This window comes from Pseudoduganella sp. UC29_106 (genome assembly GCF_044055365.1).
Taxonomy (GTDB): Bacteria; Pseudomonadota; Gammaproteobacteria; order Burkholderiales; family Burkholderiaceae_D; genus Rugamonas.
The window spans coordinates 2,927,499-2,942,447 of sequence record NZ_CP171977.1 but is presented as its reverse complement, the minus strand read 5'-3'; the positions used below and the strand labels follow the sequence as shown (position 1 = coordinate 2,942,447).

The following is a 14,949-nucleotide window of genomic DNA, read 5'->3' as shown; positions in this document are numbered from 1 at the left end:
GTGGAAATTACGCCTTCGGCAGGGTCACGCCGTGCTGGCCCTGGTATTTGCCGTTGCGGTCCTTGTACGAAGTTTCGCAAACCTCGTCGCTTTCGAAGAACAGCACCTGGGCGCAGCCCTCGCCTGGGTCAGATCTTCGCCGGCAGCGGGGTGGTATTGGAGAATTCCAGGGTCACGTAGCCTTCCCATTCCGGCTCGAACGGCGTCACGTTCACGATGATGCCGCAGCGCGCGTAGGTCGATTTGCCCAGGCAGACGGTCAGCACATTACGCGGAATGCGGAAGTACTCGATAGTACGGGCCAGCGCAAAGGAATTCGGCGGAATGATGCAGACATCGCTCTTGATGTCCACGAAGGAGTTGGAGTCGAAGTTCTTCGGATCGACGATCGTGCTGTTGATGTTGGTGAACACCTTGAACTCGTCGGCGCAACGGATATCGTAGCCGTAGGACGAAGTGCCGTAGGAAATGACCTTGCGGCCGTCCACCGAGCGGACCTGGCCCGCTTCGAAGGGTTCGATCATTCCATGCTCTTCCGCCATGCGGCGGATCCGTTTATCGCTTTTAATCGTCATCGCTGTGTTTTCTCTCGATTGCAGGGAGGCGCGCGCCGGTGGCTGGCGCCGTTCCGGTGCGATTTTACGCGAAAGCCCGCAGTTTGAACATTTTTACATCAGGCCCGGCGCCGGATCGCATGCGGCAAAGCCTCGCCATCGCCCACCATTTGCAGAATCAGGTCGCTCACCAGCTGGGCGGTCAGTTGCGGCGACTCCATCGGGAACAGATGGCCACCGTACATGGTGCGGAAATGGCGGCCGACCAGGGTGCGCGTCGCGTCCAGGCCCGCCTGGCGGTTCTCCTCCGAGCGGTGGCCCGCAATATAACCAACCGGCACCGGGAACTTGCCGCTGACCAGATTGCCGATATGGTGCGGCAAGCTGCGGTAGATGGCCGTCTCGGTCTCGCGGCTGAAGCGCAGCTGCACGCCTTGCCGGATGCGGTTTCAGGCCGGCGTCCAGGTAATCCTGCAGCACGCCGGGCGCCCACGCGGCAAACAGCTCCTTGCTGGCGAAATGGCGCATCGCGGCACTCTGGTCCGGCCAGACATTGCGGCGTTTGACGGAATTGCGCCGCGGGGGAAAAGCGGTCGCTGAAGGAGAAGCGCTTGAAGAGTCGCCACAACAGGGCGCGCCAGCCCGCCACCACGGGCGAGTCCAGCATCACCACGCAGCGCACCAGCTCCGGACGTTCGGCCGCCGCCATCAGGCTCAGGATCCCGCCCAGCGAATGGCCGACGAGGATCACCGGCTGGTCATAGCGATTTTCCAACTCTGTTATCAATTCCTGCACGAGCGCATGCCAGCCGTCGTGCACCGGATAGGCTGGATTATGGCCGTGCATGTCTAGGGCCTGGATCTCGAAATCCCTACCCAGGTAATCGAAGAACTGGCGGTAGGTTCCCGACGGGTAGCTGTTCGCGTGCGAGAAATGGATTTTCGGTTTCGTCATCAGCTTATTCTAAAAACAATACCAGCAAATGTTTGGTACAAAACCTCTAATTATCCATCACCTTCCGTACCAATAGCGAGCATGCTCCTCCCGATATTTTGTAACAGCGATGCCGTTTTGACCAAGCTGCAGCAGGATCGCGCCCGACGCGTCGGTGCGGTTCAGGCTTGCGCCGAGCTGCCGGTAGCGCTCGACCACATCGGCGCGCGGGTGCCGGTAGCGGTTGCGATAACCCAGCTGGAATATGGCGCTCTGCGGCTGTACCGCCCGCAGGAAGGCCGGCGTTGACGAAGTGCCGCTGCCGTGATAGGTCTGCCACACTGTGTAGCTCAATTGTGGTGCGGATAGGTGTAACCTCCACACTGGGATAGCGTCGGGGAGCCAGCAAGATGCACCTTTTTTTCACAGATGACACCTTCAAGCAGCAAGGCGTAAGCCGCGCAGGAGTCCCGTTCCTTTGTGATGCACAGATGCGGTTAGTCGACGCGCCGAACAGGTACCTGCGTTACATTGCCATCATCAGTGGAAAAACCTCCTCTCCTCGAACATGGGAGACCTATGGCAACCACCTGTATGAGTTCTTCAGTTTTCTGGAGTCAAACCAACTTAGGTGGGATCTAATCGGCATCGCCGAGATGGCAGCCTGGAGAGACACGATGCGCAAGCGAGAGTGTTCGCGATCGACAGTCAATCAGAGACTACGCTGCGCTCAAGCGTTTTTTCAATGGGCAAGTGACTCAGATCTAATAGAGAAAAGTCCGATAGCGACGGTGTCTGTGCGAGTGACTAAGCGCGGAGGACTACTATCTCATATTGATACTTCCGCGAATCGAACCACCGCTAATGTTCTCACACTACCCCAATACGAAGCGCCACCTCAATTCATCCATATTCGTGACGCATTTGCCTTCATATCCGCGCTTACCTCGCATACGTTAAAACACATGGCTTACCTGGCCCTGCTTAGCGGAATGCGACGAGACGAAATCATCTCGTTGTCTTTTAAAGTTCTTCCAAATCCATGTGGGCTCGACTCCAGGAAGCTTGTACCTATGAGGTTAGATGCTAACCTTACTCCAACGAAGGGGTCGAAGACGAGGACGGTCATGGTGCCATATGATTTGGCTGCAGCATTGTGGAACTACTTCTGCATGGAATGGCCACTCCGTCAACGAATGTTCGAACAACGCCATCGTCGCGAAACGACCAGGCTCTTTTTTGTCCACTGACGGACAGGAATATTCGGCAAGGTACTTGAACAACGCATTCGCAAGCAATTCCAAGAAAACAGGCGTTGTGTGCCGCCCGCATATGCTGAGACACACATATGGAACCTATGAATTTCTGCGGGTAGTGAACAAGTACAGTCAGAGCCAAGCACTTCTCTGGGTCCGAGATCGAATGGGACATACGTCCATAACTACAACGGAAAAATATCTTCATACCGCGGCAATCCTGAAGAATGATGACATTGACCTGTATCAGTCAGAGCTCTTAGGAGCATTCTCAAAATGGCCTTGAAACGAAAAAAAATTTCGAGAGTCCAGGTAGCGGCATCGCACGGAATTTCCGAGCTATCGCCCGGGCTGGCCTTCAGCCTGACATTCGAAAATCGAGATGTGGTGGACCTCGACTTTTCCGTGCTCGCCAACGACGGGCGCCTGGAACTTGCGGAGGACTTCCGCGACGCCATTTGGAGTATGCGGTTCTCAACCACCGCTGCAAGCGTTACGAACTACTTCATGGCCGTAAAGGTCTTCTGGAAATTCTTGGATCATTGCGATGCACATGGGGAAGCCATACGCCACATGCGTCAGATCAACACCACGATCATCGGATTATTCCTCAGTTGGCTGGGAATGCAAGTCATACAAACGGCGCACAAAAACGAAGGCAAACCATTCTCGATGGCACACCAGCGAAACACTTATGGTGGAATCAAGAGCATTCTCGTCAATCGGCAGCGACTGAATCCGAACTGCGTTGCTATTGACCTTGATTTCCCAAGAAACCCATTCCCCAACTGCAACCGTTCTAGCAAACCAAGGGAAAGCTATTCGCAAGACGAACAACAACGACTCGCTGCTGCTATAAACAGCGACCTAAAACTCCTGCACGAAAATGGATTCGATTCGCTCTCCCCACTCCAGATCCAGATCGTGCACCTGTTAGCGCTAGGACTTGTCACCGGGCTCAATCTGCAACCCTTGCTGGAACTCAAACGCGACAGCTTGCGGCCGCACCCGCTGCCCGACAGGGAAATTCTCATTACGGAGAAGCGGCGGGGTTGGACCACCCACGCAATTTCAATGAAGTCGATCGACTCATCCGCGCCCACTACAAATAAAGTTGATCCAATACCGCACTTCCTCGGAGACCATATCCGAGCTATCGGTGAATTCACTGCCAGGTACATTGCTCGAGCTAGTGCAGATCTTCATAACTACGTATTCTTATGCCCCATAACTAAGGGACCGAGAATCGACCAAGTTCGGCGCTTGACTCGCACGGATGCTAAAGCAGGTATTCGATGCTTCGTAATGCGTCATGGCCTTCTTGACAGCATGGGGAAACCGTTCCCATTGTCGTTTGCCAGATTGCGTCCGACGTTCGGCATGGAGCTCTATCGGCGAACAAAGGATATTCGACAGGTGTCCGCGGCATTAGGTCATGCCTCAACCGAGACCACCGCGCGGCATTATGTCACTAGATCCATCGATGCAACACGAGACCATGCCATCGTTCTGGATGCGATGTGTGCTTCGTTTACTCGCGTGAGCACTTCGGCCGGCTTCGTACTCGCGGCCGATGGGGCCATACCTGCTGCCGAAGTCAAGGAGCTGCTTCGAACCGGATACGCAACTGGGGTCGCGCACTGCAAAAATCCTTTTCGGTCAGACGAGTCGGTCTGCAAGAAGTTTTTTACATGCTTCAAATGCCCTAACATGATCGTATTCGAGGATGATCTTTGGCGACTTTTCAGCTTCTATGAGAAGCTACTCTCAGAACGCCCAAAGCTTAGAAGCGATCATTGGTTGAAAACATTCGGCCCCATCATTCGACGGATAGACGAAGACATCGCCCCGCTATTCCCCATCGACAAAGTAGAGGATGCACGCGCTCGAGCACGGAACTCTCCCCATCCAGCTTGGAGAACTTGATGGTACAGCCCTCGCCGCAGATGCCTATCGGCTCCCTGAAACTGATGTCCAGGGACCAAAAGATATTCTTCCTGTATCCGTAATCCAATCAGACCACGGCGAGACGATAGTTGTGAGCCGGTATGCTGATTCGATTTGGGATTTTTACCCCTACATTCCGCAAGAAAATCTGAAGAGATCAGAAAAGCAGCTGAATTGGAACATCAGGCTTGAGAACGGGAGTCTACTGACTGCGCCGGAGTATGCCCCCTTGCTTGAGTCGGCCAAGGATTTCATCTGGTCACTTTTCTCTACGCCTATAGCAGGCCGACGGCTAAGCCACGCCACGTTGATTGCTAAAGGCGAATTGCTGATCCCACTTATTCGGTGGATGGTAGTCCAAGGCATGGATCAATTTCACCAGCTGGATGGCCACACGATGAAGTATGCAGCGGATGCGCGTTACAAGAGTGGAAGTAAGGTTGAGATCAGTAAGAGCACTCTTCACTACCGTCTTCACATTCTGGAATATCTTTACCTACAGCGCGAGAAGCTCAAGGACGCGCTCACTAAGGCACCATGGCCGTTGGAGTCAGCACAATCTATCAGCGGTCAACGGAGAGGCGGTGATCATCGAAAACCAACAACGGAGGTGATTCCGGATCAAATCGCCAAAGCATTGATCAAAGCGTCCTTCGACTACATTTACCAACGAGCGCCGACAATCATCTCTGCATTACACAAGGCGCAGAGCATTACCGATACACTTCTTGGGCTTCCTCGCCAAGCGGTGGTGGATGCAAGAACGAATGCTGCCAGGGAAAGTGGGTTCTCGGGTTCGATGCACTTGCGTTCAGAATCCATCCTTCTTCGGACGTCGTGCTACATTGTAATCGACATATTTTCAGGCCTGCGCGACAGCGAAGTATTATCGCTTGAGGCCGACTGCCTGACCCACGAAAGCTCAAGTGATACGCAGACGCAAGTCAATTGGCTTCACGGCACCATTTACAAGATGGGCAGAAGGCCGAAGAGATGGCTCGTTCCCCAGCCAGTCGTCGACGCCGTTGCCGTTCTCACTCAACTCTCCGCTCCGCTTAGACATAGGCTTCGCAACGAGCACGACTCTTATGACAGGTCGGTAACCATAGACGGGCCATCTCCCGCCCTTTCAAAGAGGCGTCATTTTGTGCGTTCCCAGCAAAACAAGCTGTTTCTGGCTATTTCGACGAAATTTGAAAATGAAATCTCCGTCATCTCCGGCGCCCAAATCCCCGTTGGCCGGGCAAAATCCCCCACCCCTGGCCGGGTCAAAATCCCCCACCTCCTGACCGAGTAGCGCTGCTGTAGGCTGGCGGTCCCCGGAGAGCAATCCCGCTGGCAGGACGTAACCTTACCCCTTCGACCATCGAAGGGGAGCATGGAGGGTGAACGTCTTGAAACCAAACAAACGCACCACAGTCGCCACGCTGCTGGCAACCGGTACCAGCCAGCGCGAGATAGCGCGGCTGACCGGGGTGGACCGAAAAACCATCCGCCGCCTGGCGCTGGGCACGACCGGGCCGGAACCAAATTCCCCCACCCTGGCCGCCGGATCAGCGACAGCAAATTCCTCCACCCCGGCCACCGGCGCCCCGCTTGAAATTCCCCCACCCCGGCCACCGGCTCCAGATACCGGCCCGCAGTCCCTGTGCGAACCACACCGTGCCTTCATCGAGGCCCAGCTGCGCCTTCGCCGCAACTACACGGCGATCTATCAGGACCTGGTCGACCAATTCGGCTTCACGGGCCGCTACAACAGCGTCAAGCGCTTCGCCGGCCGTCTGGTGCAGCGCGATCCGGAGCAGTTCGACCGCCTTGAGTTCGCGCCCGGCGAGGAAGCCCAGGTCGACTACGGCGAGGGCGCGCTGACGCGCATCGCCGGCAGCGACCGATACCGGCGGCCACGCCTGTTCGTCATGACCCTGCGTTACTCGCGGCGCTGCTTCCGGCGTGTGGTCTGGAAATCATCGAAGGAAACGTGGGCCCAACTGCACGAGCAGGCCTTCCGGTACTTCGGCGGCACCACGGCCTACGTCGTGCTCGACAACCTCAAGGAAGGCGTCATCAAGCCCGACCTGTACGAACCGGAGCTGAACCCCGTCTACAGGGACGTGCTGGCCCACTACGGCGTCGTCGCCGACCCGGCCAGGGTGCGTGACCCAAACCGCAAGGGTACGGTCGAAAACGCGATCCAGCACACCCAGAGCACCGCGCTCAAGGGACGCCGCTTCGAGACCATCGAGGAGCAGAACGCCTTCCTCGAACAATGGGAAATCAAGTGGGCGGCGCCGCGCATCCACGGCAGCGCAAAGCGCCAGGTCGAGGCCATGTTTCAGGAGGAACGCGCCCACCTCGGCGCGTTGCCGCAGCAGGGCTTCGGCTATTACACCGAGTGCGAGCGCACCGTCGCCGACGACACCTGCATCCGCATCGACCATAGCAGCTACGCGGCGCGCCCGGCGAAGATCGGCAGCCGGGTGCTAGTGCGCCTGTTCGAGCGCCACGTCGAGATCCGCGACCGCTTCACGCTGGCCCTATTGCGCACGCATCCGCGCGCCCAGCGCCCCGGCAGCGTGCTGCTGCCCGACGATGAGCGGCCCTTCAACCCCTCACGCGAAACGCGCCGCATCCTGGCCCAGGCCGGCGACATCGGCGACGCCGCGCTGGCCCTGTGCCAGCAATGGTTCGAGCATGAAGGGCGAGTGGGCCAGCGCAAGCTGCGCGGCGTGGTGGGTCTGGCCAAGCGCTTTCCGCGCCGTCTGATCGACCAGGCTTGCGCCCAGGCTTTGCAGGAGAACGTGCGCAACTACAAGTCGATCAAGGTCCTGACCGAACGCTTGCTGGCGCAGGCGCTGGCCAAGATCGACGCGCCGCTCCAGGCCGAACTGGACCTGCAGCAGCACCATCCACTGATCCGCGAAGGCGAGGACTACGCCGACCTGTTCACGCGCGCGGCGAACGCCAGCGCCGCCATTACACCGACCACGGAGGCACCATGAGCATGAGCATGAACGAAATCGAGCGCGCCCTGCGCGAGCTGCGTCTGTCGGGCATCCGCGCCACTCTCGACACCCGCATCTTGCAGGCCCAAGCCAACCAGGAGCCCTTCCTCGACACCTTCTCGCTGATCCTGCAGGATGAACTGGACCGGCGCCGTTCGCGCCTGATGGAACGGCGCTTCCAGCAAAGCGGACTGGATGAACGGATGTCGCTGGCCGACTTCGACTGGCGTTTCAACCCCGAGCTGCCACGGGCCGCCTGCTTCGAGCTGCACACCCTCAAGTTCGTCGCCGAGGGGCAGAACGCCCTGATCATCGGCAGGCCAGGGACCGGCAAGAGCCACATCGCCAAGGCGGTGGCCTACCAGGCCACGCTGCAGGGGCACAACGTGCGCTACCTGGAGGCCGACGGCGCGTTCGCGGCCTATGCGCTGGGTGGCGATGCCGAACAACGGCAGCAGCTACGTACCTTGATCGACGCCGATCTTCTGGTCCTCGACGATCTGTTCCTGGCGCGCCGTATCGGCGACAAGGCCGGTGAGCTGCTGCAGACGCTAGTGCACCAGCGTTACAAACTCAAGCGCAGCATCGTGGTGACCTCCAACCGGGTCGTGCAGGACTGGGGCAAGTACCTTGGCGACAACACGATGGCGACCACCATCTTGGATCGGCTCATGCACAGGGCGCAGATCCTGGAGTTCGAGGGAAAAAGCTACCGACTGAAGGAGGCAGCGTCGCGGCTTACGCGCTTGACGTCTGCCGACGTCAAGCAGGACTGACAAGGCCGGCGGCAGGAACATGAACTACAATCCGGACTGTCCTGCCTGGGGGAATTTGACCTGGCCAAAGGTGGAGGAATTTAACCTGGCCAACGGGGCCCAAATAGGCCGGGATCTCAAGAACTTCTGCAAACAATTCGCGGTTGACTTAGACGGAGCTCCGTATGGACTTCATGCCCATCAATTCCGCAGATCCTACGCTCGGTTTGTTGCCCGCGCCGAACTGGGCGATCTCATTACACTGCAGGATCATCTCGGGCACTGGACATTGGATCAGACGGTCTATTACGCAGATGGCGCAAGCGATGAATATGAGGTCGACACTGAGCTGATCGAAATGATCGCGAACGAGAAAAACGAACGGCATTATGAGATTGTGCACGCGTACCTCACGACCGATTCACCTGTCGCGGCTGGAGCGGAATGGCTCAAGCAATGGAGGACCACAGTGCGGACGGCTGAGAACAAAGAGCAACTCGTTAAGGAATATGCAGGTACGATTTCCTTGAACGGTACGGGACATTCGTGGTGTGCTGGAAATTCGAAGGGATCTGGCTGCGGAGGGCTCTGCGTCTTCCAAGCCCAAACGTGCGTTGACTGCCACTACGGCATCATCGGTCAAGAACATCGCCCAGTTTGGGAAGGTATCAGGCAGCAACAGCTTGAGGCGCTTGATCTCGATGACATGGGACCAGGCGGGAAAGCACGAGCTCAAGAGATTCTTCAGTTGACTGAAAAAGTACTTAGACGCCTCGATGGAAGTGAGACATGATCTATCCTACGCCCGACAAAAAAGGGGCAGGCACGGCATTCCGTGAGCGCGTTCATGCACAGACCAGAACGAAGCTCTGGGGAGCACTAGAACGTCTTCGCTCTGGTAATGTAACTGTAGTTCCTGTCGGAACGAAGATCTCTGCAAAATCTTTGGCAAAGGAAGCGGGTGTGGATCGCGCAACGTTGTATCGGTCTCACTCAGTAGTGCTTGACGAAATTCGGCAAACTACGAGTCAAATTGAAAACAAAGAACCTACTGCAAGGAAAAGACGGAACACGGCCAATCGATTGGCTGAATACAGAATGTTGGCCGAGGAGGCACAACACCAAGTGGCACTGTTAGCCAGACATCAGTATGATTTGAGCGTTCAGGTTGAAGAGCTAATGAAGGCTCTTGAGTTGAAGGACGCTATCATCCAAGAGCTAAATGAACGCCTGGCTAGCCTGACGACCGAGCGGCGCATCCATTCGATCAGTTGACGCTGCTTTCGTTATTAACCTCCGACAAGATTTCTGACGTCAGAAATTTTCAGATTGCAGCGCGACAGATCGGGTTCCAGAAGGCCCTTCCCCAGATGCGGGCTGTTGCTTTTCTAGGATTTTTGCAGGTGCGACAACCACGTAAAGACCTTCTCAAGCTATTTTTAATGCGCCTGTTATATCAATCTGCTTCAAAATATCTCTCTTAATTTTCGCAGTAGCATGACGCAGAATGTTTGTACGATCTTGCGGAATATCCCCAAGCAGCAGTTCAACAAACATCTGTTCTTCATTTGTGCCGATGTATTTTTTATATTTTGAGTACCTAGCAACCAAAGATTGTATCTCCGGAAGAATGTTATTATATTTTGACACTAGGTTGAAATGCCCTGGGGAATTATCATTGGGCTTATTCCTGATAGCATCGATAAAAACCTCATTTGCAGGATCGCCCAGATACGCTATCAAAGAAACACGGAAGCGATAATAATCATCAAAGGAATCAAAATATGGGTGAATTTGAGACTCGATCGAAAAAACTTTCACTCCTTTATCAGTCGAATTACACGAGTGGCAGCTTGGAATTAGGTTAAAAAAAGATATAGCGAAGAACGGATTGCGTGCTTTGGAAAAGAAATGATCCATATCAAGGTACGCCACCGTATCATCATCGACTGCCTTAGTGCCTAGATTTGGAACCAAATCAAGTTTATTATAATTACAATACGGGCATGTGGTAGAGCCAAATCCTATCGACCGCAATAGGTTTATACAAGAAATTGAATTCCTAAAATTTTTATAAGAAAATATTTTCTCGCTCAATAACCTTCCGAACGAAGTTTGCTCTTCAATCCCATCACGAACACAATATAGGTCGCCCTCCTCTAAGATCTGCATTATTTCGCTACGAATCGAGTCAAGCTCTTCTGGCTTTGAAACTATTATTTGTTCAAGACAGATGTTATCGTACTCGAGCAACGCGGCGAAGAATGTTTTATGTCTATCAAGCTTTCCGAGATCGCCCTCAGCGTAATCATGTAAATAAGAAGCCTCATACGAGAGGTCGAGATATTTCCCAACTTTCGCGATCAATGAATTTGCTCTGTACTCTCCAGTCACATTGATCTTATTCAACTCATGCCAATGCTTCATCGCCAAGCTGGTTAAGTAAACATCTGCATCAGGTCGTTGGATATGTTCAGATATCGATATCATTTTTTCAGCATCTCACGAAGACGAAATTGAATGACGTCATCTCCATAATTGGATACATTTCGTAGAATATCGTTCTTCTCCGATCGCAACAGATTCCCAGATTCGACCTTCTCCACGATTTCTTTTATCTTTCGATAAGCAAAATCACTAGTTCTTTTGCTCCCTAAGAAAAATGGTTCAGAGTAGAGATCATAAAGATTGCCGCCAAACGTATTAAATGAGAGGTCTATCCCGTTCATCGCTCCACCCTCAGTCATTGGATCTAAGATTGTTATATTTTGCCGAGGCAAGTCTGATAATAGAAAAGGCGAATGCGAGGTTAATACTAGATGAACCTTGCCTGGGAATAAGTTGGGGATATTGCTTGTCAACTTATCAAAAAACTCTACCTGCCAACTCGGATGTAGATACAGATCTCCTTCATCGATGCACAGAACTAGCGTTTCTTGACGTGTGGCTTTCAACTCCTGATATAAAGATGCGAAGATATTTAGATATGCCTTATGCCCAGAGCTAATCCCTACCCAGTCTATCTCGAAGAGTTCAGCTTTTCCGAACAATTCAGTATAATCGGATATAAATCTTCGCGCTTCTTTTGATTGGTAATTGAAGGTGAAATATTCAATGTTTCGTGCACGAAGCCCTTCTGAATAGTATTCAGGCCTCAATTCAGAAACCATTTCTTTAATATTTCTAATGAAATACAACTGCTCTCTGAAAGAGCTGAAATCGAACGAGCCTTGACGATACTTCCCATTCGACAACTCAGTAGGCGAAAATAATTGCTCAGGAGTATAGGTATCCTCCAAATATTCAATCAATTTATCACTTATCTCTTCCGTTGATCTTATAATTGACAATTCACCAAATAACTTTTTTAGACCCCTAAAGAATTTCCTGGCGCCTCCTTCATCGGCCCGACGAATCCGGTCGTAAGATATATAGGCCTCTATAAAATAGCCAAATTTCAAGAGCGCAACAAATTTACTAACTGTTGTAATGTCGCGCGCTCTCTCACGGAAACTTGAGCGAAATACTTTCATTTCGCTCGAATACTCTGAAAACGAATTTTCGATACGGAATGCTGTTCGCGCCGACCATAGCTTGCTAATCAGCTGGACCTTGGGAGGCAAGTCGATATCTAAATTCCTAAACATTTTCGAATTAACCAATCGAATCTGCTTCTCGAAACTCGTTATCTGCTTTTTGCTCGATAACGACCGCTTAACTGATGTGTTTAAAGAAATATCGGCAATATCGTTATGAAACGTGGTCCTCCGCTCATCATACACGTTTGAAAAATAAGCCACCTTTGCCGAACAGAACTTCTGATCGTACACTCTCAGTTCCATTTCTTGGGGTACCATTGGCGGTGGTAGCGACGCGAAAGCATAGTGACAAACGTATTTGCCATTTTCTAGAGTGACGATCAAGAAGTCATCGCCGATTGATGTTCTTCCGCCTTTTGTGGCGTGACAGATCAACTCTAAAGCATTACTTTTCCCTGAGCCATTTCTTCCTATGATTCCAGTCACCTCCGAAATCTCCCTACCAAAAAAGTCAACGGGGAGAGGACTCACATCGTCCCAGCGCAACTCTCCATCCGCATAGCTGAATTTTTCCGTACTAGATAGGTTTAATCCGAAGTCTTCGAAATTTCGAAATCGCCGAACCCAAATAAAGCATATTTTCACGAGACCCTCTGAAAGCAATTAAATTTGATTAATATTATTTCTTTTATGGTACACGAAGCTTTGCCCAAACAATTTTAGCGGTTTCAGTCTAGGCAAGTGTGTTTACTCGCCTAATTGCCGCACTTAAATTGCCTCTCCTTCCATTACCTAGCGAATGCGGCCATGCAGTCGTATGAGCCCTCATGCCAAGATGTCTGGCCATTTCTCTTGGTGGAGCGGGTCCCACACATGCGACCATCGAATAACGCCAAGCAGGGTCACATCGATCACCCTGATGTCCAGTCGAGGTGGGCCCGATTCAGCTGCAAATTTGTTAAGAAGCCGACTCGGTTTTCAGTGCAGATCAACACTCGGGGCACAATACAAAGGCGAGGATCTTTTTTCCTGTTTCCAGTGTTTAGGCTAGACATTACAAATCTGCACCCAGCCGGTGATAACGCAAGAGGATCGAAAGGGATCGAGCTCTAGGTGGAATTATTCGGCTTTGGAATGAGACCGGACCGCTCGCCGTCCTTCGCATCATCTCCCGCAAACCATTCATAATGAACTGAATCCGCTACATGAGCCGGAGGTTCCTTATTTTCAATAATAATCACTTGCATAGTGTCAGGGACATTTTTTAGGGACTCCCAAAAAGCAGCTTCCACACCTAACGGTATCTCACCCACCGCCCCACGAACATTTTTTGCACCTTTTTTCTTATAACTGGTGAGCGGTGAGTCTATGACTACGATGCCAAAGTGTGGTCGCCCCTTTTTAGCGCAATATCTCAGTAGGCCGATTGTGAAGGCCGAATACAGAATCGCACGGACTCCCTTCCCATGCGATTCCCTCGGCTGCCCATCGACTACGATGTCATACACTTTCTCATCAAATTCAACCCGCGGGTCTTTGCCCCAAGCCCAATCCTGAAGTACGCCTTCAATTTCAACGCAAAGATCGCGTTGTGCGATGGTCGAGATACCATCCCAAGCTTGTTTTGGCGCAACGCTAGACGAAATCTCTTGTTCGAGGCTGCCTTTGAGGGCCACAAGGTTAGACCATCGTTCTCGATCCAGCTTATTCGCTTCCCAGTCCGCACGTCGTTTGAGGTGTTCTTCGTACGCCGTCAAAAGTTCAGACATCCGTGGCGCGATATAGCTATCCACTCGATCTTGCAACGAAGCAATTCTGTGTGCAGCAAGCTCCTTCTCAAGCGAGACAGCGGCCCGCATCTTGTCGATATCAAATATCGCTTGAGCTAAGTCGTATTTATGCGCCTTAATTTTAGCAGCCTCTGCGACGGCTGATTCGCGAACCTGGGAAGAGTTGTTCGTAATATGCTCGTGATCTGGCATTTCCTGATCGCACAGTGGACAATTCACGTCTTGAAGAGCACTTATGAAATGCGCTCCTTCCGCGATGAAGTCCAACCGCTGCAAGTCGGACGTGTATCTTTCGTCAAGCAAAGCATACCTTGAGCGAAGTTCTCCAATTCCGAGTAATTGCGATTCCGCCTTCAGGCTGACTTTGGTTAGCTCTTGCACGTTCTGCAAGATACCGCCCCGTTCATTACCAAACTCATTAAGCGCTTCGGATAATTTGTTTAAACTTTCTTCTATCTGTTCTTCATCGACCATCGGTTCTTGACTGGCTCCTCCGTAACGGGCGTCAAGAGGAGCGAGAAGGTCGACGACTACCTCAAGCTTGGCCTTAAGCCGCGACTTGATTACCTCGTTGGCTTCAGAGGCAACAACATCCCTGTCATCGGTACCCGTTAACAAGTATGAGAGTGTACGCTTCAGAACAGTCGTGTCATACGCCGGTCGCCCCAAGACTGGTGAATACTCATCGATTACGGTGACTTCACCGATGAAAAACAAGGGAGCAAGAGTACGCACAGTTAAGCGCTGCGTCTGTCCGAGAACATTTTTCCTCAAGTGAGCATCATCGATGCCGGCGAAAGGAAGAATAACAGACGTGATATCTGGCCGAATGCTCTTTCCAGAACGCTTCGGATCTATGGTTTCGCCATTGCCCGAAATTTCTTTGATCGTTGAACGATAAACACGAAGCTTCCCCCCATCAAGCGGGCGAACTAGAGTGAGAAATTCATTCCTTGAGTTCTCAAACTCAACGAACAAACTTTTATAACTGGGCGTAGCTTCCTTTAAGTGCTTGATTTTTTCTGCACCAAATATAAAGTCGAGACATTGTAGTAAATAACTCTTACCAGTATCAGACTCGCCAGCAAGTACATTTGCACCAGCTCCAAAGCTAACTAGAGCGTCTTCGACGCCGTCTCCGCGTATGAGTATTTTCCTTATCTGAAGCATGA

The 14,949-nt window shown here is 52.5% G+C and carries 13 protein-coding genes and 1 pseudogene; 8 read left to right on the top strand and 6 right to left on the bottom strand.

Annotation, left to right across the window (positions count from 1 at the left end; all coding sequences use genetic code 11):
* Positions 1-7: 7 nt before the first annotated feature.
* The 3 genes and pseudogenes from dcd to ACHMW6_RS15135 form a co-directional block, all read right to left on the bottom strand.
* Positions 8-575: pseudogene (dcd, locus tag ACHMW6_RS15145) on the bottom strand (dCTP deaminase).
* Between the two features lie 181 nt (positions 576-756).
* The gene (locus ACHMW6_RS15140) at positions 757-1,509 is read right to left on the bottom strand and encodes an alpha/beta fold hydrolase (RefSeq protein ID WP_395407904.1); all 753 of its coding nucleotides are present in this window, start codon (positions 1,507-1,509) and stop codon (positions 757-759) included.
* Between the two features lie 57 nt (positions 1,510-1,566).
* A complete protein-coding gene (locus tag ACHMW6_RS15135) occupies positions 1,567-1,830 on the bottom strand; it encodes a ComEC/Rec2 family competence protein (RefSeq protein WP_395407903.1) in 264 nt (87 codons plus the stop codon).
* Between the two features lie 68 nt (positions 1,831-1,898).
* Here ACHMW6_RS15135 and ACHMW6_RS15130 point away from each other — a divergent pair, with 68 nt between their 5' ends.
* From ACHMW6_RS15130 to ACHMW6_RS15095, 8 genes are all read left to right on the top strand, one after another.
* Entirely contained in the window at positions 1,899-2,738 is an 840-nt protein-coding gene (locus tag ACHMW6_RS15130; RefSeq protein ID WP_395407902.1) for a tyrosine-type recombinase/integrase, read from the top strand.
* Positions 2,626-3,030 (top strand): tyrosine-type recombinase/integrase, encoded by a 405-nt coding sequence (locus tag ACHMW6_RS15125; RefSeq protein WP_395407901.1) that lies wholly within the window; start codon positions 2,626-2,628, stop codon positions 3,028-3,030. The genes ACHMW6_RS15130 and ACHMW6_RS15125 overlap by 113 nt, the downstream gene beginning before the upstream one ends.
* The gene (locus tag ACHMW6_RS15120) at positions 3,021-4,670 is read left to right on the top strand and encodes a tyrosine-type recombinase/integrase (protein ID WP_395407900.1); all 1,650 of its coding nucleotides are present in this window, start codon (positions 3,021-3,023) and stop codon (positions 4,668-4,670) included. Before ACHMW6_RS15125 ends, ACHMW6_RS15120 begins: the two co-directional genes overlap by 10 nt.
* On the top strand, positions 4,621-5,988 hold the full coding sequence (locus ACHMW6_RS15115) for a hypothetical protein (RefSeq protein ID WP_395407899.1): 1,368 nt from the start codon (positions 4,621-4,623) through the stop codon (positions 5,986-5,988). Before ACHMW6_RS15120 ends, ACHMW6_RS15115 begins: the two co-directional genes overlap by 50 nt.
* An 88-nt stretch (positions 5,989-6,076) precedes the next feature.
* A complete protein-coding gene (istA, locus tag ACHMW6_RS15110; RefSeq protein ID WP_395400544.1) occupies positions 6,077-7,690 on the top strand; it encodes an IS21 family transposase in 1,614 nt (537 codons plus the stop codon).
* A 2-nt stretch (positions 7,691-7,692) separates the two neighbouring features.
* A complete protein-coding gene (istB, locus tag ACHMW6_RS15105; protein WP_395408618.1) occupies positions 7,693-8,469 on the top strand; it encodes an IS21-like element helper ATPase IstB in 777 nt (258 codons plus the stop codon).
* 19 nt (positions 8,470-8,488) lie between these two features.
* Positions 8,489-9,241: a hypothetical protein gene (locus tag ACHMW6_RS15100; RefSeq protein WP_395407897.1), complete on the top strand. Its 753-nt coding sequence runs from the start codon at positions 8,489-8,491 to the stop codon at positions 9,239-9,241.
* Positions 9,238-9,723, top strand: a complete 486-nt coding sequence (locus tag ACHMW6_RS15095) for a TetR family transcriptional regulator (protein WP_395407895.1) — start codon at positions 9,238-9,240, stop codon at positions 9,721-9,723. The genes ACHMW6_RS15100 and ACHMW6_RS15095 overlap by 4 nt, the downstream gene beginning before the upstream one ends.
* A 153-nt stretch (positions 9,724-9,876) precedes the next feature.
* Here the strand turns inward: ACHMW6_RS15095 and ACHMW6_RS15090 are convergent, their stop codons facing one another.
* The 3 genes from ACHMW6_RS15090 to ACHMW6_RS15080 form a co-directional block, all read right to left on the bottom strand.
* Positions 9,877-10,938, bottom strand: coding sequence for a hypothetical protein (locus ACHMW6_RS15090; protein WP_395407894.1), 1,062 nt, complete (start codon positions 10,936-10,938; stop codon positions 9,877-9,879).
* Positions 10,935-12,632 (bottom strand): AAA family ATPase, encoded by a 1,698-nt coding sequence (locus ACHMW6_RS15085; RefSeq protein ID WP_395407893.1) that lies wholly within the window; start codon positions 12,630-12,632, stop codon positions 10,935-10,937. Before ACHMW6_RS15085 ends, ACHMW6_RS15090 begins: the two co-directional genes overlap by 4 nt.
* Before the next feature lie 464 nt (positions 12,633-13,096).
* On the bottom strand, positions 13,097-14,947 hold the full coding sequence (locus ACHMW6_RS15080; RefSeq protein WP_395407892.1) for a hypothetical protein: 1,851 nt from the start codon (positions 14,945-14,947) through the stop codon (positions 13,097-13,099).
* Positions 14,948-14,949 lie beyond the last annotated feature (2 nt).